The organism is Salinispora fenicalii, assembly GCF_000514815.1.
Classification (GTDB): domain Bacteria; phylum Actinomycetota; class Actinomycetes; order Mycobacteriales; family Micromonosporaceae; genus Micromonospora; species Micromonospora fenicalii.
In genome coordinates this window covers 1-23,692 of sequence record NZ_AZWQ01000022.1, presented here as the reverse complement: position 1 = coordinate 23,692, position 23,692 = coordinate 1, and the positions used below count along the sequence as shown (strand labels likewise).

Below are 23,692 nucleotides of genomic sequence, written 5' to 3'. Positions count from 1 at the left end.
GGGGGTTATCCGGTCACGCCTTGGCAAGGCGTTCGAGGGCGCCGCGGGCCACGTCGGGACGGGTTGTGTACCAAAAAGGCGGGAGCGACCGGCGGAGGAAGGGGCCGTACCCCCGGGCGGTCTCCAGCCGGGAGTCGAGCACCGCGACCACACCTCGGTCGCCGGTAGCGCGGATCAGCCGGCCCACGCCCTGGGCTAGCCGGACCGCCGCGATCGGCACGCTGACCGCGGCGAACCCCGATCCTCCGTTGGCGTCAACGGCGGCGGCGCGGGCAGCGGCGAGCGGCTCATCCGGCCGGGGGAAGGGCAGTCGGTCAACGACCACCAGCTGGCAGGCGTCGCCCGGCACATCTACCCCCTGCCAGAGCGACATCACCCCGAACAGGCAGCTCGCCTGTTCTTCGCGGAATCGGCGAACCAGCAGCGGCAGCGCCTGCTCGCCCTGCAGAAGCACGGGCAGGTCGGTGCGTTCCCGGAGCAGCTCCGCCGCCTGCTGCGCGGCCCGTCGGGACGAGAAGAGCCCCAGCGTCCGTCCGCCGAGCGCCTTGACCAGTTCAAGAAGCTCCGTGCCGGCCGCGTCGGGCAGCCCGGAGACGCTTGGCCGGGGCAGGTGTGCGGCGACGTAGAGGATCCCCTGCCGGGCGTAGTCGAACGGGGAGCCGACGTCGAGCGACTGCCAGTCCGGACCGGAGGTGACGGGCGCCTCGCTCGTGGCAGTCGGAACTTCCAGGCCCAGGGCCCGGGCAACGGAATCGAAGCGGCCCCCCAGGGTCAGGGTGGCCGAGGTGGCGACGACGGTGCGTTCTTCGTAAAGGTGGGTGGCGAGGGTGCCGGCCACCGAGAGCGGGGCGACCACGAGCGCCCGCCGCCCGGTGGTGTCGTTGCGCTCCACCCAGGCCACGTCGTGGTCAGCTTCCTCCAGCAGCCGCTGCGCGGTGCCGGACAGCTCGTCGAGCACCGCCTTGGCCTGCTGTTTGCGGACCGGGTCCGGGTCGTCGGCCTTGACCTCGCCGATCGCGTCGAGCGCCGCGCGGGTCGCGGCGTCGAGCAGCGTGCACGCCTCCCGCAGCGGGGTCGGCAGCCCGGTGGTGAGCCGGCCTGCGGGTGCCTCGGCGAGCCCGACGGCCAGGGCGTCACCTGCCGCGGTGAGTGCTTCGGCCGTCTCCGGGCGCAGCAGTGGGCGGGCCTGGCGGGTGGACCGGTCGATTGACTCCGGCACCAGCTCGGCCTGCGCGGCGGAGGAGACCCGATCGGCCAGCTCGTGCGCCTCGTCCACGATGAGCAACTGGTGCGGCGGAACGATGTGTCGTCCGGCGAGCATGTCCACCGCGAGCAGGCTGTGGTTGGTCACCACGACATCGGCCTCGCGGGCGCGAGCCCGGGAGGCGTCGGCGAAGCACTCGGCGCCGAACGGGCAACGGGCCGCGCCGACGCACTCCCGCGCCGGCATGGACACCAAGCGCCAGGCCTGCTCGTCAACGCCGGGATCAAGCTCGTCCCGGTCGCCGGTGTCCGTCTTCTCGGCCCAGTCGCGTAGCCGCTGGACCTGCCGGCCGAGGCGGCCGGCCTCGCCGAGCCACGTCGTGCCGCCCGGCCTCGGTGCGTCGAAGAGGGTGTCGCCCGGCTCCTCCTCGGTGGCGTTGTCGAGCCGGGCCAGGCAGAGGTAGTGGTGCCGCCCCTTGAGTACCGCGAAGGTGGGCCGCCGGCCGAGTAGCGGCTCCACCGCATCGGCCAGCCGGGGGAGATCGTGGTCAACCAGTTGGGACTGGAGCGCGAGGGTGGCGGTGGAGACCACCACCGGGCCGTTAACGGTGAGCGCGGGCGCCAGGTACGCCAGGGACTTGCCAGTGCCGGTGCCGGCCTGCACCAGCAGGTGCTCGCGGGCGGTTACGGCTGCCTCAATCGCCGCTGTCATCTCCTGCTGACCTGGGCGTGCTGCGCCTCCAGGGACCGCGCTGACCGCCGCAGCGAGCAGGTCGGCTCCGGTCACCCCACCGCCGGAGCGCCGGTTGCCGATCAGGGGCACTGGGCTGGCGGAATCGGTGGCGGTGCGGGGTGGGGTCACCGTGCGACGGTACCGGTCGGCGGCGACAGCTGGCTTCCCGGCGGGCGGCGCGGCGTCGTCACGGTCTGACAACTGGCCGGTGGCGTCCCGTTATCTCCCTGCTACGTCGGTTCCACCGAATCGGCTAGGGTGCCAGTCATGCCGAGCGACGTGGTCCGCGTGATCTACCGCAAGTACGACGGCAGCGCCCACCGCGACTATCCGGCCCGCCGGCTCGCCGAGGACGACCTCGGCGTCTGGCTCGGCGTGTCCGTCGGCACCCCCTCGGTGTACCACGGCCGCCCCTCCGTCGAGCAGATCCCGTTCGTGCTCTTGGTGCCGCACCATGCGTGGTGGACCGGCATGTTCAACCCGCCGCCGCGGACCAGCGAGGTCTACTGCGACATCGCGAGTCCGGCTCGCTGGGAGAACGACGACACCGTGCATCTGTTCGACCTTGACCTTGACGTGGTGCGCCGGCGTGGCTCCGGTCTGGTGGAGCTGCTGGACGAGGACGAGTTCGCCGAGCACCGCAAGCGGTTCGGCTACCCGGACGAGGTGGTCACCGAGGCACACACCGCAGCCGACTGGCTGTTCGCCGCGTTGGGGGACGGCACCGAGCCGTTCGCCACGTCGTACCGAAAGTGGCTGGCGCTGGTCGTCTGAACGGGCTGGCTGAAGCCGCGGCCCTCGCTCCATCGACCAACTCGTCGGGCCATTCTCGCGAGAATGGATGCGTGTTCTCGGCTTGGCCGCTCACCGTTCGGACGCTCCGTGCGGAAACCATCACCGCGGCGGCGATTAGCGGGCTGAGGGCGACGATCAGCGCACAACTACTAAGCGCGTCGCGCGGCACTCGGATGACGTTGTCGCCGATTCCCGCCGTGTCCGCCAGCAGAGCCAACACGTACCGGGTAGGACCGCCCAAGCCACCTTTCGCCACGTCGGGGCCCAGAGCATTCGGACTCCCTCCCCCATTTCTCCCCGACCGACTCGAATGTCACGGACAGTGTGAGGTATATCGCTGCCCCACCCGTGAGTGCAGCTCAACAGCGCGCAGCACGGCATGGACATGCCGTACATCACCGCATGTCCATGCTCTCGTGGGGTCGCCATGGGGTCATGGGGTCGTGGGGCATGTTCGGCATCGGATGTGTGGGGTATCCGCTTGTCGGCTCGTCGCCCCGGGCCGGAACGGAGGCCCGGAAGCGATAAAGGTGAACAGAAAGTTAACCGAACGTGAACGGGAGTAGGCTAGTGGTGGGCCGGTTCATTCGGCGTTTCGGCGGCACCTAGCATTCCCACTCAGGTCACCCCGCGAGGTGGCTGCCACCCCCCACCGACACGACGAGGTCCGTCCTGTGAAGTTTTCCTTCCGCCCGAACGAGGGTGCCTTCTACGAGCTCTTCACCAGGGCCGCGCAGAACTTGGTGCGGGGCACCGAACTCCTCAACGAGCTGGCCCTGCCCGGCGTTGTGGTGCAGTCGGTCAGCGAGCGGCTCACCGAGGTGGAGCACGACAGCGATCAGATCACCCACGAGCTGTACAAGAAGATCAACTCTACCTTCGTCACGCCGTTTGACCGGGAGGACATCTACCGGCTCGGCTCGCAGCTCGACGACGTCATGGACCACCTGGAGGCGGTCGGCAACCTGCTCTACCTGTACGGCCTGACCGAGCTGCCGTCGCTGCCGCGGGAGATGCACGAGCTGGTCAACGTCTTGGACCAGCAGGCGAGGCTGACCGCTGAGGCGATGCCCCGACTGAAGTCGATGCGGGACCTCGAGGACTACTGGATCGAGTGCAACCGGCTGGAGAACGACGGCGACCAGGCCTACCGGATGCTGCTGGTCCGGCTCTTCTCCGGCGAGTACGACGCGTTGACCGTGTTGAAGATGAAGGAGGTCGCCGACGAGCTCGAGGCCGCCTGCGACGCCTTCGAGCACGTGGCGAACACCGTCGAGACAATCGCGGTCAAGGAGTCCTGATCCGTGACCCCTGAACTCATCGCCGTGCTGGCGGTGATCGCCGTTGCGTTGGTCTTCGACTACACGAACGGATTCCACGACGCCGCCAACGCGATCGCGACCAGCATCTCCACCCGAGCGCTGACCCCCCGGGTCGCCCTGGCCATGGCGGCGGTCGGCAACTTCATCGGGGCGCACTTCGGCGCGGAGGTCGCCAAGACCGTCGGCAGCGGCCTGGTGGATCTGCCCACCGGGACGGCCAGCCTGGCGATCGTCTTCGCCGGTGTGGTCGGTGCCATCGTCTGGAACATCGTCACCTGGTACTTCGGCCTGCCGTCATCCTCGTCGCACGCCCTGATCGGGGGCTTGGTCGGTGCCACCGTGGCGGCGTCCGGCGCGGTGCTGTGGGGCGGTATCGGCCAGAAGGTCATCATTCCGATGGTCCTGTCGCCGATGGTCGGTCTCCTGCTCGGCTACATCGTGATGGTCGCGGTGCAATGGATCTTCCGGCGGGGGCATCCGGGCAAGCTCAACCGGGGCTTCCGTTGGGCCCAGAGCGCCTCGGCGGCGGCCATGTCGGTCGGACACGGCATGCAGGACGCGGCGAAGACGATCGGTATCGTGGTGCTCGCCCTCTTCGTCGGTGGCTTCCAGGACAGCCCGACGCACATCCCGGAGTGGGCCTTCTGGACCTCTGCGGCGGTGCTCGCCGCCGGCACGTACGCCGGTGGGTGGCGGATCATCCGGACTCTGGGCCGGAAGATTATCGACCTACGGCCGCCCGAGGGCTTTGCCGCCGAGACCGTGGCCAGCTCGGTGCTCTACTTCAACGCGCTGGTGCTGGGCGCGCCGATCTCCACCACCCACACGATCACCTCGGCGATCATGGGTGTCGGCGCCACCAAGCGGCTCTCCGCTGTTCGTTGGGGGGTCGCCGGCAACATCGTGGGCGCCTGGATTCTCACCTTCCCGGCGGCCGGCACCATCGGTGCCCTGACGTACTTCCTGGTTCGTCCGTTGTTCAGCTGACGGCGCGGCGGGTCTCCTGTCAACGCCTCGCGAGGTGCGGGAGACCCGCTCACCCGGCTCAGGCGTAGTCGACGCCGATCTGGGCCCGGATGCGGTCCAACAACGCCATGACCTCCAGGGTCGCCGTGTGCGGGAGCAGTGGGCTTTCCAGCATGCCCGCGGCGAGGCAGCGTTGCACCTCCGCTGCCTCGTCCTGGTAGCCGTTGCCGATAATTTCCGCATGGATCGTCTCCGGCGCGGTGGCGTTCCGGTGCATGGTCAGCGAGCTGGGCCGGAAGAACGGCTCAGACAGGTCGATCCGGCCCTTCGTACCGGTGATCACGGCGGTGGTCGTCGTCGCAGCCATGATTCCGCAGCTGAGCGTGGCGATCGCGCCCGTGTCGTACCCCAGGACGATCCCGGTGTTCTCGTCCACTCCCTCCGGGCTGATCTTCGCCCAGGCACGGACGTGGTCGGGCACCCCGAGTAGCAGATGGGCCAGGCTGACCGGGTACACGCCGAGGTCCAGCAACGCCCCACCGCCCAGGGCCCGCGCCCGCATCCGGTGCTCCGGCGAGAACGGGCCGGCCACGCCGAAGTCCCCCCGCACGTTGACCACCGTGCCGATTGCTCCGTCAGCGACCAGCTCGCACATCCGCCGAACGAGCGGGTTGGTACGCATCCACATGGCCTCCATCAGGAAGACCCTGGCGTCGCGTGCGGTCTCCACCAGGTCCCGACTGGTCGCCAGGTCGAGGGTGAACGGTTTTTCCAGCAGTACCGCCCGCCCGGCTTGCAGGCAGGTGAGGGCAGCTGCGTGGTGGGCGGCGTGCGGAGTGGCGACGTAGACGACGTCCAGGTCCGGGTCTGCGGCCAGCTCCGACCAGGAGGCGTACGCGCGCCGCGCGCCGTGCCGTTCGGCGAACCGCTCTGCGCTCTCGGCCGTCCGCGAGCCAACCGCCATCAGCTCGGCCCCCGGCACCCGCTTGAGGTCTTCGGCGAAGCGCCCGGCGATGTGGCCGGTGGCAAGGATTCCCCATCGAGTCATGGCGGCACGCTAACGAAGATCGCCGGAACGCTCTTGGGCGGTCCCGGCTGTCGGGATCTAGGCTCGTCCCATGACGAGCAACGGCGACGGTTTTCCCGTTCCACCGGTGGTGGCGGAGCACGCCCGGCGGTTCCGCGAGCAGGGGGGTAAGCCGGCGGTACCGCGGGTGGCGGCGACCGTACTGCTGCTCCGCCCGACCGGCGGCGCCGCTGTTGCGGGCGGCGGGGCGGATCGCCCGGGAGGCTCCGCCGCAGTGGTGTCCGCGAGCCTGGACGGCTTCGAGGCATACCTGATCCGTCGGGTCGCGGCGATGGCCTTCGGCGGCGTGTACGCCTTCCCTGGCGGCGGCGTGGACTCATCGGATTCGACGGCCCACGTGAACTGGGCCGGGCCGACTCCGGCCCAGTGGGGAGCCCGGTTGGGGCTGGCTCCGACAGCGGCGCAGGCGGTCGTCTGCGCCGCTGCGCGGGAGGTATTCGAGGAGGCCGGGGTCCTGCTCGCCGGCCCCGATGCCGACACCGTTGTGGGTGACGTGTCCGGCGGTGACTGGGAGGCGGCCCGGGTAGCCCTGGAGCGGCGGGAGCTGGGCTTCGCTGACCTGCTCGCCCAGCGAGGGCTCACCCTCCGGTCGGATCTGTTGCTGCCCTGGAGTCGGTGGATCACACCCGAGTTCGAGCCGCGTCGGTTCGACACGTACTTCTTCGTCGCCCGGCTACCGGTGGGGCAACGTACCCGGGATGTCTCCGGTGAAGCGGACCGCACGCTCTGGATCTCCCCGGCCGAGGCCTCCGCCCCCGGGGAGCTGACCATGCTCCCGCCCACCCTGGTCACCCTCGGGCAAGTGGCAGCCTGCCGGGACCTGGCCGGTGTCATCGCCGCCGCGGCGGACCGCGATCCGGCGACTCCGGTGACACCTCGACTGGAGGACTCCGGCGTCGGGCCACCCCGGTTTCTTCTGCGCTGACTGGTCAGTCAGGTTGCTATCTCAGTGGCCGGTGCCGGATTCGGCTGATCCGCGCCGCAGCCGGTAGGTTTCTGTCTATGCGATGTGGCTGACTCGTGGTTTGCCAAGGCGTACCCGCCCTCGGGACGACGGCGGAGCCGCGAGGCGAGCAGGTGGAGGCGCGATGGTCCGGAGCGGCTACGACGAGCAGCTTGATCGGTTGACTGGCGCCTTGGTGGTGATGAGCCGGGAGGCCGTGGCGGCGATCCGGGGTGCGGGCACGGCGCTTCTGGATGTGGACCGGGAGGCGGCCGAGCAGGTCGTGCAGAACGACGCGGTCCTCGATGAGCTTCGCTGGGACATCGAGGCGGCCGTTCCGGAGCTGCTCGCCCGGCAGCAGCCGGTCGCCTCGGACCTGCGCCTGGTGCTCTGCGCCATCCGGATCGCGGCCGACCTCGAGCGGATGGGTGACCTCGCCGTTCATATTGCCAAGGTCGTGCAGATGCGGTACCCGGTCATGGTTGTCCCTTCGCCGGCGGCAGCCGTGGTGACGGAGATGGCCGAAGCGGCGGCGCGGATCGCGGAGAAGGCCTCGACCGTGCTCGCCACCCGTGATCCGCTGACCGCCATGCAGATCGGGCTCGACGACGACGAGGTCGACACCGCCCAGTCACGCCTGTTGGCGCTGCTGCTGGCCAGCTGGCAGTACGGGGTGGAGAGCGCCATCGACCTCGCCCTGGTCGGCCGCTACTACGAGCGGTACGCGGACCACGCGGTCAACGTGGCGCGTCAGGTTGTCTACCTGGTCACCGGCACGATTCGGCTCTAGGCCGGGCGCGTCCACGTCGGCCTCGTGCACCCGGGTGGGGCGCTGGGACGCGACCAGGATTTCGAGGTCCCGCGATAGGGACATCTGGGGAGTCAGTGGTCGGAAAGTCGCAATGCTGATGTTCCCAGCCACGATTTTCGCTGTGGAGTTCACTTTTCGTTCACTTAGCGCGGGTCGCGCGGCTACCTGGGCCTTCTACCTTGACTTCTCGTACGGCCCGGACGGGCTGGCACACCCCGATAGAGAGGCTTTCTGGTGAACCGCAACGTGCTTTCGCGGCGCGTCCTCGCCGGCACCGCGCTCGCCGCGCTCGCGCTTACCGGCTGCAGCAGCAACAACGAAGGCGCCGATGGCGAGCTTTCGGGTGAGGTCAAGGTCAACGGCTCCAGCACTGTCGCTCCGCTGAGCGAGGCCGCGGCCACCTTCTACCGGGAGGTCCAGAGCGGCGTCAACGTCTCCGTCGGCACTTCCGGCACCGGCGGTGGCTTCGAGCGGTTCTGCAAGGGGGAGACCGACATCTCTGACGCCTCCCGTCCGATCAAGGACTCGGAGATCGAGGCCTGCGAGGCGGCCGGGATCCAGTACAAGGAGCTGATCGTCGCCAACGACGCCCTCACGGTGGTCGTCAGCAAGGACAACGACTGGGCCGACTGCCTCACGGTTGACCAGCTCAAGACGATCTGGGAGCCGAACTCCAAGGTCACCAACTGGAACCAGGTCGACCCCAGCTTCCCCGACGAGCCGCTGAAGCTCTTCGGCCCGGGTACCGACTCCGGCACCTTCGACTACTTCACCGACGAGATCAACGGTGAGGAGGGCGCCAGCCGCACCGACTACACCGCGTCGGAGAACGACAACGTCGTGGTGCAGGGTGTCGCCGGCACCAAGGGGGGTCTGGGCTACTTTGGCTTCACCTACTACGAGGAGAACGCGGACAAGCTCAAGGCGCTCAAGGTTGACGGTGGCGCCGGCTGCGTCGAGCCGAGCCTGAAGACCGCGCAGGAGAACACCTACCAGCCGCTCTCCCGGCCACTGTTCGTCTACGTCAGCGACGCCGGCGTCAAGAAGGAGCAGGTCGCGGACTTCGTCAACTTCTACATCGAGCGGATCGACGACATCGTCCTGGAGGCGAAGTACGTCCCGCTCACCGCGGAGCAGAAGAGCACCCTCCAGGCTGAGTTCGACGCTCTGAAGGCTGCGGCCTGACGTGTCCACCAGCACCTCGAACGCCGGTTCCGCCGCAGGTAGCGCCCTGCGGCGGGGCCGGCGTCGCCCCGTTGACAGCACCGTTAAGGTCCTGCTCGTCGCTGCCGCGTTGGTCTCGGTCGCCACCACGGTCGGGATCGTCATCGCGCTGGTACAGCCAACGATTGGGTTCTTCCAGCAGGTCAGCATCGTCGAGTTCATCACCGGTACGAGCTGGACGCCGACCTTCGCGCAGAAGGCCTACGGCGTTCTGCCCCTCGTCGCCGCCACGCTCACGGTGACCGGCGTCGCGCTGGCCATCGCCGTTCCGCTCGGCCTGGGCTCGGCGATCTACCTCTCGGAGTACGCCAACCCGCGTACCCGCAAGGTGCTCAAGCCGATCATCGAACTGCTCGCTGGTGTGCCGACAGTCGTGTACGGCTTCGTCGCGCTCTTCGCGCTCAACCCGCTGCTGCAGAAGTGGTGGCCGACCGACAACGGGCCGGCCTTCCAGAACCTGCTCATCGCGGGTATCGCGATGGGCATCATGATCGTGCCGACCATCGCCAGCATCTCCGAGGACTCGATGGCCGCCGTTCCGCGCAGCCTGCGCGAGGGCGCGTACGCGCTGGCCTCCACGAAGATGCAGGTGTCCACCCGGGTGGTGGTGCCGGCGGCGATGTCCGGCATCGTCGCCGCGGTGGTTCTGGGTATCTCCCGGGCGGTGGGGGAAACCATGATCGTTACGATCGCGGGTGGCCTCACCTCTGACCGGATTGTCCTCAATCCGCTGGAGGGGGCGGCGACCATGACCGCCTTCATCGCCAACATCTCCTCGGGCGACATCCCGGTCGGGTCGCTCGACTATGACTCGGTCTTCGCCGTCGGTGCGCTGCTGTTCCTCATCACCTTCGCGCTGAACGCGGTGTCGATCCGGATGGTCCGTCGTTTCCGGGAGGTCTACGAGTGAGCACCCCCACCATCACCACCGATACCCGACCGGATTCGTCCGCGTCGGGTAATGCGCTGACTCAGCGCCGAAGCCGGCCGGGTGAGGTCGCGTTCCGGATGGCGATGCAGGCCTGCCTGCTGATCGCCTTCGGCGTACTCGCCGCCCTGCTGACCTGGGTGCTCGTCAAGGGATGGAACCGGCTGGACTCCCGGCTGTGGACCGAGATGCCCACCGGCCTGGCGAGCCGGCTGGACACCGCTGGCGTGCAGTCCGCGCTGGTCGGCACGCTTTGGATCATCTCGCTGGTCGCGCTGATCTGCCTGCCGATCGGCATCCTTTCCGCGATTTACCTGGAGGAGTACGCGGACAACACCCGCTGGTACAACCGGCTGCTGGAACTCAACATCCAGAACCTCGCCGGCGTACCATCGATCATCTTCGGTATCCTCGGCCTGGGGATCATCGCCCGGGCGCTCGGCCTCGGGTTCACGGTCATCACCGCGGCGATCGTGCTGTCGCTGCTGGTCCTGCCGGTGGTCATCATCGCCACCCGGGAAGCCATCCGGGCGGTGCCGCAGTCGATCCGGCACGCCTCCTACGCCCTTGGTGCGACCAAGTGGCAGACCGTGTCGCGGCAGGTGCTGCCGTCGGCGGTTCCGGGGATCGCCACCGGATCGATCCTGGCCCTGTCCCGGGCTATCGGTGAGGCCGCCCCGCTGATCGTTCTTGGTGCGGTCACCTTCATCACCTTCAATCCGGATGGGCTGGACAGCGGGTACACCGCGTTGCCGATCCAGATCTACACCTTCATCACCCGCTCGCAGTCGGAGTACACGGAGCTCGCTGCCGGTGCCATCGTCCTGCTGCTGGCGATTGTGCTCGCGATGAACTCGATCGCGATTTTCGTTCGTAACCGGTTCGAGAAGCGCTGGTGAGCCGTCCGATGACAGACCACCGGCTCCACCGTCCCACCCACCCCAGCCAGAGGTGAGCACCGTGAACCCCACCACCGACACCACCAACCGGCCCAGCGTCAGTGTCGCCGGCGTTGGCGCCCAATCGACCGGAGCCCGCACGTCCGAGGCGGCGGACCCGGTGATGAAGCTCTCCGGCGTCAGCGTGTTCTACGGCGCCTACGAGGCCGTGCGCGACACGTCGATGCCGATCCAGGAGAAGCAGATCACGGCGATGATCGGCCCTTCCGGCTGTGGCAAATCGACCATCCTGCGGTCGTTGAACCGGATGAACGACCTCATCCCCGGAGCCCGTGTCTCCGGTTCGGTGACCTACCACGGCCAGGACCTGTACGCCAAGGACGTCGACCCGATCGAGGTCCGGCGCCGCATCGGCATGGTCTTCCAGAAGCCGAACCCGTTCCCCAAGTCGATCTACGACAACGTGGCCTACGGGCCCCGAGTAACTGGCATGCAGGTCTCCAGCATGGATGACCTGGTGGAGAAGGCGCTGCGCGACGCCGCCCTCTGGGACGAGGTCAAGGACAAGCTCAAGACCAGTGGTCTGGCCCTCTCCGGCGGCCAGCAGCAGCGGCTCTGCATCGCTCGGACGATCGCCGTCCGGCCCGAGATCATCCTCATGGACGAGCCCTGCTCGGCGCTCGACCCGATCGCTACGGCGAAGATCGAGGACCTGATGTCGGAGCTGGCGAATGACTACACGATCGTCATCGTCACCCACAACATGCAGCAGGCGGCCCGGGTAAGCCACTACACGGCCTTCTTCACCGCCGAGGTGGACGAGCAGCAGGAGCGGCACGGTCGGCTGGTCGAGTTCAGCCAGACAGGCAAGCTCTTCACAAATCCGGTAGACAAGCGCACGGAGGACTACATCACCGGCCGCTTCGGCTGATCCCGCGGCCGGTGTCGATGAATAACGTCGTCGAGAACACCAAGGGTGACTATCGAGCGGAGGGGCGCTTTCTACTATTTGTAGTGGATGACGACAAGGTCGCCGGCCCAGAGCTGGTGACGGAGTTATCCACCCTCCGAGTACATGGGCAGTACTTCCCGCACGCCGCCGAGGCACTGCTGGCCGCTGGTGCCCTGCAACCGGACGCGGCTGTTGTCTCGGCCGGGCTCACCACCATGGCCAGCACCGAGTTGGTCCGGCTGCTGGTCGGGCAGGCCGGCATCCCCACCCTGGTCGGGGTGGGGGATGACGACGGGTCGGTAGCCGTCGGGGCGCTCCGGGCCGGCGCCACGGCCTGCGTCCGGCGGCCGTACCGGGTGGACGAAGTGGTGCCGATCCTGCGTGGAATCCGACCGGAGACCGCCGGCAGCCTGGACCCGCCGGTTGAGCTGGGCGGTCTCCGCATGGAGCCGGCCACCTACGAGGTGACGCTGCACGGTCGGCCGGTGTCGCTGCCGTTGAAGGAGTTCCGGCTCCTGTACTTCTTCATGACCCATGCCGACCGGACGGTCAGCCGGGAGCAGCTGTTGTCGGCGGTGTGGGACGGGTCGACCGGGGAGAGTTCGAACACCCTCACGGTGCACATCAAGCGGCTCCGCAAGCGGCTGGAGGCGGAGGGGGAGCAGCAGCCGCTCATCATCACGGTGCGGGGGCTGGGCTACCGTTTCGCCTCACCGGAGCGTTAGCCCAGTTGGTAGTTGACGTGCGCCGACCACCGGGCGAAGCCGAGCCGCTCGTAGAGGGCCACCGCCGCGGTGTTGGACTCGTCCACGTAGAGCATCACCCGGTCCAGGCCCCGCCGGTCTCGCAGGTATGCCAGCCCGGCCGCGGTCAGCGCTTTGCCGAGCCCCCCGCCGTGGGCGGTCGGGTCAACGCCGAGCACGTACACCTCGCCGATTCGGGCGGAGCCGGGCCGGTCATGGATCTTGGTCCAGTGGAAGCCGAGTAGCTGTCCCGCCGGGTTGACGGCGAGGAGGAAACCGGCCGCGTCGAACCACGGCTCGTCAAGGCGGGCCCGTAGGTCGGCGGCGGTCCACCGGCCCTGTTCCGGGTGGTCGGCGAAGGCCCTGGCATTGAGCGCCAGCCAGGCGTCGTCGTCGGCTCCGGGCCGGTACGCGCGCAGCGTCACCCCGTCGGGCAGGGGTGGCTCCGGGACCGGGGCGGTGAGTGGCCGGCGGAGTTGCCAGAGCACCCGGGCGCGCCGGTAGTCCAGGTCCACCGCGAGTGCGGCGGCAGAGGGGTGGTCGCCGTGCGCCCAGGCACGGAGTGGGCCGGTGACGGCCGCGCGTACGCCTCGGGCCAGGGCTCGTCCGGTTCCCCGACGGCGGTACGCGGGGTGGACCGCCAACTCCACCCCGGTGCCGGCGGCCGGGTCGGTGATGTCCAGGTGCGCGTACCCGGTCAAGGTGCCGTTGGCGGCGCGGGTGGTGAGGTGGTGGGTGGGTGCGTGCGGGTCCCGGAGCCGGAGCAGGGTGTGCTCGTCGAATGGGTTCGCGCCGTCGGCGTCCCCCGCGGCTTGGGCGAGTGCCAGCACGTCGGCGATCTCCGGTGGGCTGAGCCGATCGGTTCGGGTCACCCGGTCGCTGTCGGGTTCGGTGCTGTTCATCGGGTCACGGTAGCCCGTCCACCGGTCAGGTCATGCTGGGTGGCAGCGCCGCGACCGGGAAGCGGGCGGTGAGTTCCGGCAGGATCTGGTTGAGCGCGTCCACCGTGTCTTGCCGGGGCCCGCCCGCATCGTGCAGCAGCACGATCGAACCGGGCACCACCCCGTCGAGCACGGTCGCGGTGATGGGGTCGGCGCCGGGGGCCTCCCAGTCCCGTGTGTCGATCGTCCAGTGCAGCGGGGTCAATCCCAGTTCCTGGGCGGTCGACACGACCGAGTAGGTCCAGGCGCCGCCGGGCTGGCGGTAGTACGTGATGGGGGCGTCGGGGACGGCAGCGTGGATCGCGTTGCTGGTCCGGGTCAGGTCCGCCCGGATCTCATCCGGCGACCGGGAGCCAAGGGCGATGTCATGGTCCCAGGTGTGGTTGCACAGGGTGTGGCCGTCGGCCACGATCGCTCGGATCAGCTCCGGGTAGGCGCTGGCGTTCTGGCCGGTCACGCAGAAGGTGGCGGTGACCCCGTGCTTCCGTAGGGACCTGAGGATCTGTGGGGTGTACTGGGGGTCTGGCCCGTCGTCGAAGGTCAGGGCCACGGCCGAGGTTCCGGTGGTGTACTGGGCGCCTTCGTCGTAATAGTCGCTACTCGGGGTCGGCTCGGGGGCGGTCGGCTCCGGGGCGGCCGACGTGCCGTCGTCGTGCGGCAGCGCGGTCGCGGGGCTGTCGTCGGGGGACGGGGTCTCGGAGGCGCTCGGCTGATCGGTCGAGTGCGGCGTGGTGGCGCTGCTGGTGACCGGGGATCCCATCGGCGAGATGCCGCGCCCGATCGCGAACGCGGAGCCGAGCAACGCGATCACGACCACGGCTGCGATGGCGAGAGAACGGGTGGCTGGGGTGATTTGCCTCAGCCCGCTCAATCGGGTGGGATCGCCGCCTTTCGTCTGCACCGTATGTACCCCCGTACTTACCGGTAAGCGGTCTTAGAACATGAGGATAATCCCGATAATGGTAATAATCGGGCAAATAGGTAATAATGAATCAGACGGAGATCGGGGCGGGCTCCGACTCCGGTAGCGCCCGAGCGGGCGGGACAACGAACTTGTAGCCGACCTGGCGGACGGTGCCGATCATCGACTCGTACTCGGAGCCGAGCTTGGCACGCAGCCGTCGGACGTGCACGTCCACGGTGCGGGTCCCGCCAAAGTAGTCGTAGCCCCATACCTCGCGCAGCAGCTGGTCCCGGGTGAAGACTCGCCCCGGATGCTGCGCCAGGAACTTGAGTAGTTCGAACTCCTTGTAGGTCAGGTCGAGGGGGCGGCCCTTCAGCTTCGCGGCGTAGGTGTCCGGATCGATGGTCAACTCGCCGGCTCGGATCGAGCTGTCGGCTCCCATGGTGGTGTCCGCCAACCGGCCGATCACTAAGCGTAACCGGGCCTCGACCTCGGCCGGGCCGGCTGAGGCGAGGATTACATCGTCAACGCCCCAGTCGGCGTTGAGTGCGATCAGCCCGGCCTCGGTGACGACCGCGAGCAGGGGCGCGTTGAGTCCGGTCGCGTGCAACATGCGACAGGTGTCCCGGGCCTCACTCAGCTCGGAGCGGGCGTCGATCACGACCACGTCCGGGCTGGGGCCGGCGACCAGGGTGCGAACATCGCGCGGGGCGGTGCGGACCGAGTGGGGCAGTAAGTCGAGCGCTGGCAGCACAGCGGATGGTTCACCTGCGCGTGCCGTCACCAGAAGCAGGATCTCCACGATCACCTCCGTCCCGGCGGCGCCGTGGCCGCGCGTGACCAGCGCACGCTCCGCACTGAGGGCACTGGGGTACTGCGTGGTCCCGGCGTCACTGACGGGCGGGTAAACAGGGTGAGCCTAACCGATTGCCCTGCGTCAACCTTCAGCGCGAATCCGTTTTGTCTGTTACACCCATGACTGGGGGGCAGGTTTTAACGTCACCGAAACCGTGCCGCCCGTCGCACCGTGCGGTCTGGCACGATCGGTGGGTGCTTCACTCCAGCAGGCCCGAGACCGGCCGTGAGCCCTGGCCCGAACAGCCGTCCAGCGGTCCGCCCGCACCGCGGGTCGGGGGCGACGACGGGCGGCCGGAGCGGGGCGGCCCACGCCGAGCCCGGCGGGACGGGGAGCCGGGCCGGCGGCCTGCGGGCGACCCGGGTGACGGCCAGGACCAGGACGCGGAGGCGGCTCCACCGGTCGAGGTACGCCGATCAGTCGCGCTGGCCATCGCCGGCTTCGCGGCGCTGCTCGGGACGGGGCTGGTGCTGGCGGCGCAGACCAGCGGCCCCGGGCACCGGCTACCTTTCACCGCCGTCATTATCGGCGTCCAGGCGCTCTCGGTGCTGACCTGGACAATGGCGGTTCGCCCACCGGCGCTGATGACAGTGGCCGGGGTAGGCGGCGTCGCCGCGATCGTCGCCGACACCGTCGCCGTCCGTAGCGATCCGGCCAGGCTGATGCCGCTAGTGCAGATCCTGCTGGTCGGCCTGGTCGCTGCGGTCGTGGGCCAGTTCGTCCGGCGGGTTGACCGGGCGCAGGTCCTCGAATCGCTGCGAGGAACCGTGCTCATCGTCGCCGGGGCGGTCGCCTTCCCCACCATGATCGTGCTCACCCGGATCCCAATGGGCACCCAGGTCATCACGGTCTGCCTGGCGGCGGCCGGGGTCGCGCTCGCGGTAGCCCGGATCACCGACGCGTTCGCCGCCTGGCCCCGGCTGGCCCCCCAGGTGCCGCGGGGCGCGGTCGGCGTGGTCGTTGGCGCCATGGTCGGCACCATGGTCAGCGCGTTTCTGGGCAGCTACCTCGTCACCCCGTTCACCCCGACCCGGGCTGCGATCATGGGACTGGTTGCGGCGGTCGTCGCCGTTCTGGCCGACCTCGCCGTGGGGTTCGCGGAGGCGGGTCGGGAAATGGCCGGCGAGCCGACTCCCGGGTGGGCGATCCAGCACATCCAAGGTCCGCTTACCGGGCTCGCCCTCGCCGCGCCGGCCGCGTATGTCCTGTGCAAGCTGGTTCTCTGAGCGGTCGGAGCAGCACGGGTCCGGGTAGCCTCGCCGCAGTGAGGGCGGCGCCGGGAGCGATGGTGGCGCCAGGAGAGTGACGGCAGTGCTAGGAGTGACGGCGGTGACAGGAGTGACGGCGGTGACGACCGAGGAGCGCACGTACCAGGACGAACGCCCCCGGCCACAGCGCGGGCGGCGCGTACTCGTCGTGCTCCTGGTCCTGCTTCTGGGGTTGGTTGGGCTGCTGGTGGTGGCCGACCGGGTGGCGGCGGGGGTCGCCGAACGCGCACTGACCGACCAGGTCCGCGCGGAACTCGCGACCCAGGGCGTACAGGCCGGGCCCCCCGAGGTCGAGATCGGCGGCTTCCCCTTCGTCACCCAGGTCCTCGACGGCCGCTATGAGCGCATCTCCATCGGGCTCAACGAGGTCCGGGGGGCAGTCCAGGGCGATGTGCTGGCCCTGCCGACCCTCGACATCGACGCCTACGACGTGACCGCCTCGCTGGACACCCTTCGCTCCGGACGGGGCGGAGTGGTCGCCGGGAGCATCACCGGCACCGGCACCATCAGCTACGACAGCCTCGCCGCCCAGATCGGCCAGGAAGGGCTGCAGCTGAGGGAGCGGGACGGTCAGCTCGTGGTGACCGCTCCGATGGATCTCCTCGGGCAGCGGGTACCGGTCAGCGGCACCGCCGACATCACGGTCAACCAAGGTCAGGTGTCGCTGCGGTTCACCGACCTGACTCCCGAGGAAATGCCGAACGGGTTGCTGGTCCAGGCGCTACTGAGCAGCTTCGCCGAGGGCATCTCCGTTGACCTGCCACTGCCAGTGCTCCCGTTCGACCTCACCGTCAGTGAGGTTCGGCCGCTACCCGAAGGGCTCCAGGTCACCGCGGAAGCGGTCGAGGTGCCGATCCACGCGGCGAGCTGAGCCGAGTACGTGTCCCGGATGCTGGTTGAGCCGTGGCTCGCGGCGACATCGCTGGTAGTCTCCCTGCCCATGGGGATGTTCCTCACCAAACGGCGCGCGGTCGACCTGTGCCGTGTGGCCACCTGCCTGTGTTGCCCTGTCCGGTGGACGGCGGGGTTGTCCTCGGCCGCCTGACGCGGCCTCCCAGCGCCCAGGGTCTGCGCACCTGACTGGTGCCCCCTCCTGCGCCAACCAGCGGCGCCGTCGCACGAACCCAGGATCCGATCCGAGCCATGGGTCCCGCGCGTGGTGGATGACTGACGCACCATGACTTCCCGCGCGCTGGCTCACCCATCCATCCTCACCAGGAGTGATCTGATGAGTCGTGACACCGCACTCGTCTCGGCCGACTGGGCCGAGAAGAACCTCGAAACCCCGGGTGTCGTCTTCGTCGAGGTCGACGAAGACACCTCGGCCTACGACACCGGCCACCTGCCCGGTGCGATCAAGCTGGACTGGAAGACTGACCTGCAGGACCAGGTCCGCCGGGACTTTGTGAACAAGGACCAGTTCGCGGCGCTGCTCTCCGAGCGGGGCATCACCAACGACGACACCGTCGTGCTCTACGGCGGCAACAACAATTGGTTCGCCGCGTACGCGTACTGGTATTTCGCCCTCTACGGCCACCGCGAGGTCCGGCTACTCGACGGCGGTCGCAAGAGGTGGGAGCTGGACGCCCGCCCGCTGACCTCCGAGGCGGTGTCCCGCCCGGCGACGCAGTACGTCGCACAGGAGCCGGACCACACCATCCGGGCGTTCCGCGACGAGGTGGTGGCCGCCATCGGTACGAAGAACCTGGTCGACGTGCGCAGCCCGGACGAGTACACGGGCCGCCTGCTCGCCCCCGCCCACCTTCCGCAGGAGCAGGCGCAGCGCGCGGGCCACGTCCCCACCGCGATCAGCGTGCCGTGGTCCAAGGCGGCCAACGAGGATGGCACCTTCAAGTCCGACCAGGAGTTGCGCGAGATCTACGCAGCGGCCGGGCTGGACGACAGCCGGGAGACCATCGCCTACTGCCGGATCGGTGAGCGTTCCTCGCACACCTGGTTCGTGCTCCAGGAACTGCTCGGTCACCGGAACGTGAAGAACTACGACGGCTCCTGGACCGAGTACGGCTCACTGGTCGGCGTGCCGGTGGCGCTCGGCGACGAGCCCGGGAAGGAGTGATCGTCATGACTGTTTCGACCGCGGCCGGATGTGCCGCCCCGGATCAGGCCGCCCCGCTGCCGACCAGCCTCGACCTGGAGAAGGAGACCGTCATCACCGGTGTTGTCCGCGATGCTGCGGGTACGCCGGTGACCGGTGCGTACGTCCGGCTGCTCGATTCCGCCGACGAGTTCACCGCCGAGGTGGTCACCTCGCCGGCCGGGCAGTTCCGCTTCTTCGCGGCGCCGGGCACGTGGCGACTGCGCGCACTGTCCCGGCACGGCAACGGTGACACCGTCATCACCGCCAGCCGGGGCGTCAACGAGGCGACCGTCCCGGTCGCCGTCGACTGACAGCAGGTTCGACTGCGGCCCGCTACCTCCGGTTGCGGGCCGCAGTCGTCCGGTCGCGTCGCGCCCGCCCGACGATGGGCTGGAGGAACCGCCGGGAACAGCCGCCGTCGTGGTCGGGCCGCAGCAGGCAGCGCCAGCCGTGCTCCAACAGCCGGTCACAGAAATCCTGATGGTGTACGTCGGGTACGCCGGTGCCGGAGACCGTCGTCTCCCCGAGCACCAGCTCGGGCAGGAAGCACAGGGAGCGGGCCAACGAGCGGGCGAGCAGGCGCGCGTCGGCGAGGTCGTCGGCGTGCATGGTCAAATGGACGACGAAGCGCGGTCGATCGGCGCGGTCGGTCGCGGTCATGCCCGTACGCCCGGCGTGAACCGGGACTGCCAGTCGCGCAGCGCCCGTTTGATTCGGATGTTCTCGTCCCGGGTCCTCCTCAGCTCGGTCTGTAGCGCGGACAGGTCCGCCGCGACCCGATAGAGGAAGAGCTCCACCTCGGACGCGTCGAGTCCCCGCCGGACCTGTGGGAACTGCTGCTGGCGTACCTGCTCGGGGGTCAACGGCCAGCGCGTCGCCGACCGGTGGTGCCCGCCCGCGTTGCCGGCGAAGGACCGGTGGCGGTCCACATCGCTGTCGGCGCCGGTGGGGCGACACACGTTCGCGCCGATCAGCGAGTCGGCGAGAGCAGTGGGGTGGCTCGCGGCGGGGCGGTCTCGCCAGCGACGGAAACGTCGGAACGGGTTACGCACGTCAACCACCTCTCCTGACCGGATGGGTCGGGGTGAGCCGTGCCCAGCCCACCCCGACCGGGGGATCGAGCCCTTACTCGTTGCCACGCGAGGAGGACCTGGCGCTCAACTTATACAAGGAAGCCAAGGTAGGCAAGGAACACCTTAAACTTGTCGTCCTTGTCTATCTCGTGATCGAATCGGAGGTGCCACGCGAGGAGTGACATGCCAGCGACACCGGACTACATCCGGATCTCCGACGAGATCATTGATGACATCAGGTCAGGCCGATACAGAGCGGGGGACAAGCTGCCCTCGATCGCTCAGCTCTGCGAGCGGTACGGCGTAAGCCCGTCCACGATCCAGCTCGTCAACGTACGACTGGAGGCGCTGGAGGTGATTAACCGCCACCAGGGCAAGGGCGTCTTCGTGACTGATCCGAAGACGTGGCTCCGTAAACCCTGACCCGCCAGTGCCGCCCGACCTCCGGCAAAGCGTACGGTCAATGGTCGCGCGTCTGGCTGTTACTGGCCGGTGTCACAGGCGTGGTGGGGTGGAGTGCCACCAAAGGTTGCTTGGCCTAATCATCGGTTGCGTCCGAAAGCTGCGCTAGGACATCTTGGGCGATTTGAGCGTAAAGCCGGGTTCTGCGTCCTCGGCGGTTGTCCTGTGGGACCTATGCCGCGAGACGATGACAAATCGAACGTTCACTTTAACATTGTGAACTCCTTGCCAGTGTGATCGTTCACTACATTCATCGTCTCGGCATTGATTTATCCCCGGTCCGGGTTCTAAGATTTCGCCGACTTCGGTGTTCTCCCGTAGCTTCTGGTTGGCCGGTTGCCAGCTGCCGGCCAACCGGTGACAGAAGGAAGGGGACGGCTATTGTTCGCCTATGTCGTTCGAGCCCCTTTCCACTATGGAGTCCGCCCTCTGGGGGCTGCTAGGTAGCTTCATTGTGGAAGCACTCGAACTCGGTGCTGCGTTGCGCCGCGCGAAGACCCTGCCATGGAAACGCCCAGACGAGCCGGGACTCCCCGCCTACCTGGCCTCAGTCGTGCTCCGACTCGCCGCTGGCGCAGGGCTCGCCGCCCTCATCGGAGCCGACGGGCAACTAGCCAGCCCCTTCGCCGCCGGGCTCCTCGGCATCACCGCACCACTATTGATCGAGAAATTTCTGCGCCAGGTTGACATGACGCCGACCGAAGCCGCCGCGCCGCAGCATCACTCGACGTTACCCCTCGCCCGTTCCTTACCACCCCCGCCAGCAAAGGACCAGAAGCGGGCCCTGGGAGATGCGGATTCTTCCGATGTCGACTGACTCCTTCCGCCGCCAACTCGTGCTCGCGCTCGGTCGTTCCACCCCCGCTTTTCACCCACCACGAGCACCCCGCCCCGGCCGGCTAAGAAACCTCATTGATGCACTGACCCGACGTACCCCAGCCTTCACCACCCAACAACTTGGTAGCCTGTCCAGCGCCAATCGCCAGGACGACTCGCGGGCCGCCGACTTCCGCGAGACCGACCTGGCCGGCGCGGAGCTAAGCAACAGGGATCTTCGCGAGGCCGATCTCGGTGGAATCAACCTCGCCCGCGCCAACTTCGCCGGCGTCGACCTCACTGGTGCGAATCTCGCCGGCGTTGACCTCCGCGGCGCGGACCTTACCGGCGTCGACCTCACTGGTGCGAATCTCGCCGGCGTTGACCTCCGCGGCGCGGACCTTACCGGCGTCAACCTCACCGGCGCGCTCCTCATCGGTGCGAATCTCGCCGGTGCCAACCTCGCTGGCGTCGACCTGACCGCCGCCAACCTCCGCGGCGTTGACCTTGCTGGCGTCGACCTCGCTGGCGTCGAGCTTGCCGCCGCCAACCTCACCGCGGCCGACCTTACGCGGGCCGATCTTACCGGCGCGTTTCTCATCGGTGCCGACCTCACCGGTGTTGACCTTGCTGGCGTGAATCTTGCCGGCGTCGACCTTCGCGGAGTCAATCTCACCGGCGTCAACCTCACCAGCGCCGATCTCCGTGAGGCCAACCTCGACCGCGCCAACCTCACCGGCGTCAACCTCTGTGAGGCCAACCTCTACGGTGCCGTTCTCACCAGCACTAAACTTGCGGGGGCACGATGGGATTGGGCCACCATCTGGCCGCCCGAGCGGGCGGCGGAGATCTGGTTTCGGTCGGCGGAACGACCGGATCAACCGGGCGTCTACGTGGTGCTACCAGAAGCCGGTGGCCGGGATCGCCAGTCGGTTGTCGTGTGACCGGGTACGTCTGGCCGCTGTGACCCCGCCGACCGCAACGAGCATCCCGCCAGACTGTGAGACCCGACGAACTCGTAGTTCGACCGGCATATCCGCGATCAGACTTCGGGTGCCCGTCGCCGAGTCATACCGGTAGCGTCCATATGAACGTGGATCTGTAAACCATGAGCCGCAGGTATCACCCGACCTGAGCGACACCTGCGGTTGACCGTAGTCAGATCGGACGAGATCCTCAACCCAAGTTCGAGGTGTGACCGTACCGACGACGGGGGGAAGCGAACTATACGAGCTCCGGCTACCTCGATGGAACAATCGTGGTCAATCCCGGACGTCGCCTGTCCTGGGGCGAGTCGTACAACGGTGAGAGGCGCCACGTCGTGCTATCCGCTATGGGTGCCACCCAGGCCAAAGCGTGCAGGGAGCGTTGCGTTGAGACGCAACGCGGGTTCGGCGAGTGTCCATAGGAAAGCTTCGAAGACTGTAATTGGAGCTGCGCTGCGAGCCGACTTGAGGTAGGCCGGACGTTTCACGACCTACCCACCTCAGATCATGATCCAGATAGTCTCCGCGAAAATGGCCTGACGTGCAACGGAATGCTCGCATATGTGCAGAGGTGCCCTGTGTGCGGGGACTATCCTTCATGAATCTGACTTAACTTTAGAGTGTTTTTAAGCTTTTGGCTCTTATATGGTAAAAGTGGCTAAATTATAGCTCATTCATGTCTACTCGAACCAAAAAGGACGGCCCGAGCATTTAGGTGAGCTGCCCATTTAGTGTGTGTAAAAGGGATCAACTCTGATCTGTGGCTACGGCACTTGTCTTGAGGGCTGGTATGACATGCTCACTCTTGGTTGCGCAATGACGTCCCTTGATCATTTCCGCGACTAGGACTAGGTGTCGACAAGAAATGAGGGTGAAGTGTTGAAGATGTGGAAGGTTGCTTTGGGTGGTATTGCGGCGTTGAGTGTGGCGGGTCTGACGACGTTGGGCATAGTTTCCCCATCTTCGGCTGAGGATGTGCAGCCCAGTATTGTGGAGGATTTCGACTACCCAGGCGCTTCGCAGGTCGAGGCCGAACTGGGTATCAAGCTTATTAAGGGTGACGGCCACATCATGCTCGCTGACTGTGGCGCTAATCCGAGCAACCCTCCCGCTGATCTGATCCTCGTTCAGAGTAACGACTTTAGTTTGCCTAGTGGGCGAAACTTCTGCTTCCGTGCGAACGGTGCGTCAGGGTATCTGACGGTGGAGATCCCAAAGGTGTATTTTGTTCGAGGCGACGACACGCATACGGTGGCCGCCAAAGTTGAGGTTAAGGATGACCCGACGGTAGTCGAAACCGAGCAGGTTGACCCGGGTGAGTGGCAGCCTTTGGGGGTGGGGCAGTCGCGGGGCGACGCGAATTTGCTTGAGCTCCGCTATCCCTTCGCTTCTTGACTCTCAAGCTACGGCTTGGTCCGCTCACATACAACTCCTGGCCCGACAACACCCGGCGCTGGTAACGCCCACCGCACCTCCCGGAGTTAATTGGTTCATAGTTGAACAAATCTGTGGCCGGCACCCGAATCGGTGCCGGTCATAGATTATGCCGAGGATGAGGCCGGCCCGCGATGGAAGCGCTGTGCTGTAACGTAGCGACCAGGATCTTTGCTGGTTTACCGGGTTTCGGAAAGGTAGTGGAAGGCGCGGCAGGCCGTGAAGCGGACGAAACCGCGAGGCTCGTG

At 67.7% G+C, this 23,692-nt stretch carries 26 protein-coding genes; 19 read left to right on the top strand and 7 right to left on the bottom strand.

What is annotated here, in order from left to right; translation table 11 throughout:
• Positions 1-13: 13 nt before the first annotated feature.
• Entirely contained in the window at positions 14-2,137 is a 2,124-nt protein-coding gene (locus tag B116_RS0111895) for an ATP-dependent DNA helicase (protein ID WP_018723795.1), read from the bottom strand.
• Positions 2,138-2,203: 66 nt separating this feature from the next.
• Here B116_RS0111895 and B116_RS0111890 point away from each other — a divergent pair, with 66 nt between their 5' ends.
• From B116_RS0111890 to B116_RS0111880, 3 genes are all read left to right on the top strand, one after another.
• Positions 2,204-2,710: a DUF402 domain-containing protein gene (locus B116_RS0111890; protein WP_018723794.1), complete on the top strand. Its 507-nt coding sequence runs from the start codon at positions 2,204-2,206 to the stop codon at positions 2,708-2,710.
• 695 nt (positions 2,711-3,405) lie between these two features.
• The gene (locus B116_RS0111885) at positions 3,406-4,032 is read left to right on the top strand and encodes a DUF47 domain-containing protein (RefSeq protein ID WP_018723793.1); all 627 of its coding nucleotides are present in this window, start codon (positions 3,406-3,408) and stop codon (positions 4,030-4,032) included.
• Between the two features lie 3 nt (positions 4,033-4,035).
• Positions 4,036-5,040 (top strand): inorganic phosphate transporter, encoded by a 1,005-nt coding sequence (locus B116_RS0111880; protein WP_018723792.1) that lies wholly within the window; start codon positions 4,036-4,038, stop codon positions 5,038-5,040.
• 58 nt (positions 5,041-5,098) lie between these two features.
• On the opposite strand, the gene B116_RS0111875 is transcribed toward B116_RS0111880, so the two are convergent.
• Positions 5,099-6,067: a Gfo/Idh/MocA family protein gene (locus tag B116_RS0111875; RefSeq protein ID WP_027660219.1), complete on the bottom strand. Its 969-nt coding sequence runs from the start codon at positions 6,065-6,067 to the stop codon at positions 5,099-5,101.
• Positions 6,068-6,137: 70 nt separating this feature from the next.
• On the opposite strand from B116_RS0111875, the gene B116_RS0111870 reads away from it, so the two are divergent.
• From B116_RS0111870 to B116_RS0111835, 7 genes are all read left to right on the top strand, one after another.
• Positions 6,138-7,031, top strand: coding sequence for an NUDIX hydrolase (locus tag B116_RS0111870; protein WP_018723790.1), 894 nt, complete (start codon positions 6,138-6,140; stop codon positions 7,029-7,031).
• A gap of 163 nt (positions 7,032-7,194) precedes the next feature.
• On the top strand, positions 7,195-7,839 hold the full coding sequence (phoU, locus tag B116_RS0111865; protein WP_018723789.1) for a phosphate signaling complex protein PhoU: 645 nt from the start codon (positions 7,195-7,197) through the stop codon (positions 7,837-7,839).
• A gap of 255 nt (positions 7,840-8,094) precedes the next feature.
• Positions 8,095-9,045, top strand: coding sequence for a PstS family phosphate ABC transporter substrate-binding protein (locus B116_RS0111855; protein WP_027660218.1), 951 nt, complete (start codon positions 8,095-8,097; stop codon positions 9,043-9,045).
• A gap of 1 nt (position 9,046) precedes the next feature.
• Positions 9,047-9,994 carry a phosphate ABC transporter permease subunit PstC gene (gene pstC / locus B116_RS0111850; RefSeq protein WP_018723786.1) on the top strand — a complete coding sequence of 316 codons (948 nt, stop codon included), beginning with the start codon at positions 9,047-9,049 and terminating at the stop codon, positions 9,992-9,994.
• The gene (gene pstA, locus B116_RS0111845) at positions 9,991-10,911 is read left to right on the top strand and encodes a phosphate ABC transporter permease PstA (RefSeq protein WP_027660217.1); all 921 of its coding nucleotides are present in this window, start codon (positions 9,991-9,993) and stop codon (positions 10,909-10,911) included. Before pstC ends, pstA begins: the two co-directional genes overlap by 4 nt.
• 61 nt (positions 10,912-10,972) lie before the next feature.
• Positions 10,973-11,842 (top strand): phosphate ABC transporter ATP-binding protein PstB, encoded by an 870-nt coding sequence (gene pstB / locus B116_RS0111840; RefSeq protein WP_018723784.1) that lies wholly within the window; start codon positions 10,973-10,975, stop codon positions 11,840-11,842.
• A 17-nt stretch (positions 11,843-11,859) separates the two neighbouring features.
• Positions 11,860-12,588 (top strand): winged helix-turn-helix transcriptional regulator, encoded by a 729-nt coding sequence (locus B116_RS0111835; protein ID WP_018723783.1) that lies wholly within the window; start codon positions 11,860-11,862, stop codon positions 12,586-12,588.
• On the opposite strand, the gene mshD is transcribed toward B116_RS0111835, so the two are convergent.
• The 3 genes from mshD to B116_RS0111820 form a co-directional block, all read right to left on the bottom strand.
• Positions 12,585-13,508 carry a mycothiol synthase gene (gene mshD, locus B116_RS0111830; protein WP_027660216.1) on the bottom strand — a complete coding sequence of 308 codons (924 nt, stop codon included), beginning with the start codon at positions 13,506-13,508 and terminating at the stop codon, positions 12,585-12,587. The genes B116_RS0111835 and mshD overlap by 4 nt on opposite strands.
• Positions 13,509-13,533: 25 nt before the next feature.
• Positions 13,534-14,418, bottom strand: a complete 885-nt coding sequence (locus B116_RS0111825) for a polysaccharide deacetylase family protein (protein ID WP_027660215.1) — start codon at positions 14,416-14,418, stop codon at positions 13,534-13,536.
• A 121-nt stretch (positions 14,419-14,539) separates the two neighbouring features.
• Positions 14,540-15,259, bottom strand: coding sequence for a winged helix-turn-helix transcriptional regulator (locus tag B116_RS0111820; RefSeq protein WP_018723780.1), 720 nt, complete (start codon positions 15,257-15,259; stop codon positions 14,540-14,542).
• 242 nt (positions 15,260-15,501) lie between these two features.
• On the opposite strand from B116_RS0111820, the gene B116_RS0111815 reads away from it, so the two are divergent.
• The 5 genes from B116_RS0111815 (at position 15,502) to B116_RS0111795 (ending at position 18,984) form a co-directional block, all read left to right on the top strand.
• Positions 15,502-16,533 (top strand): hypothetical protein, encoded by a 1,032-nt coding sequence (locus B116_RS0111815; protein WP_027660214.1) that lies wholly within the window; start codon positions 15,502-15,504, stop codon positions 16,531-16,533.
• Positions 16,534-16,654: 121 nt separating this feature from the next.
• Positions 16,655-17,446 (top strand): LmeA family phospholipid-binding protein, encoded by a 792-nt coding sequence (locus B116_RS0111810; protein WP_027660213.1) that lies wholly within the window; start codon positions 16,655-16,657, stop codon positions 17,444-17,446.
• 18 nt (positions 17,447-17,464) lie between these two features.
• Positions 17,465-17,620 (top strand): Ms5788A family Cys-rich leader peptide, encoded by a 156-nt coding sequence (locus B116_RS28770; RefSeq protein ID WP_018723777.1) that lies wholly within the window; start codon positions 17,465-17,467, stop codon positions 17,618-17,620.
• A 183-nt stretch (positions 17,621-17,803) separates the two neighbouring features.
• Complete coding sequence (locus B116_RS0111800) at positions 17,804-18,652, top strand: sulfurtransferase (protein ID WP_018723776.1); 849 nt, start codon at positions 17,804-17,806, stop codon at positions 18,650-18,652.
• On the top strand, positions 18,649-18,984 hold the full coding sequence (locus B116_RS0111795; protein ID WP_027660212.1) for a DUF1416 domain-containing protein: 336 nt from the start codon (positions 18,649-18,651) through the stop codon (positions 18,982-18,984). Before B116_RS0111800 ends, B116_RS0111795 begins: the two co-directional genes overlap by 4 nt.
• Before the next feature lie 22 nt (positions 18,985-19,006).
• On the opposite strand, the gene B116_RS0111790 is transcribed toward B116_RS0111795, so the two are convergent.
• Both B116_RS0111790 and B116_RS0111785 read right to left on the bottom strand, forming a co-directional pair.
• On the bottom strand, positions 19,007-19,333 hold the full coding sequence (locus tag B116_RS0111790; protein WP_027660211.1) for a hypothetical protein: 327 nt from the start codon (positions 19,331-19,333) through the stop codon (positions 19,007-19,009).
• On the bottom strand, positions 19,330-19,734 hold the full coding sequence (locus B116_RS0111785) for a DivIVA domain-containing protein (protein ID WP_027660210.1): 405 nt from the start codon (positions 19,732-19,734) through the stop codon (positions 19,330-19,332). The genes B116_RS0111790 and B116_RS0111785 overlap by 4 nt, the downstream gene beginning before the upstream one ends.
• Positions 19,735-19,929: 195 nt before the next feature.
• On the opposite strand from B116_RS0111785, the gene B116_RS0111775 reads away from it, so the two are divergent.
• The 4 genes from B116_RS0111775 (at position 19,930) to B116_RS28265 (ending at position 23,405) form a co-directional block, all read left to right on the top strand.
• Positions 19,930-20,169: a winged helix-turn-helix domain-containing protein gene (locus B116_RS0111775; RefSeq protein WP_018218098.1), complete on the top strand. Its 240-nt coding sequence runs from the start codon at positions 19,930-19,932 to the stop codon at positions 20,167-20,169.
• Positions 20,170-20,599: 430 nt separating this feature from the next.
• A complete protein-coding gene (locus B116_RS0111770; RefSeq protein WP_018723771.1) occupies positions 20,600-21,025 on the top strand; it encodes a hypothetical protein in 426 nt (141 codons plus the stop codon).
• Entirely contained in the window at positions 21,000-21,968 is a 969-nt protein-coding gene (locus tag B116_RS26595; RefSeq protein ID WP_033667592.1) for a pentapeptide repeat-containing protein, read from the top strand. Before B116_RS0111770 ends, B116_RS26595 begins: the two co-directional genes overlap by 26 nt.
• Positions 21,969-22,895: 927 nt before the next feature.
• Complete coding sequence (locus B116_RS28265; RefSeq protein ID WP_223874567.1) at positions 22,896-23,405, top strand: hypothetical protein; 510 nt, start codon at positions 22,896-22,898, stop codon at positions 23,403-23,405.
• The last annotated feature ends 287 nt before the right edge of the window (positions 23,406-23,692 follow it).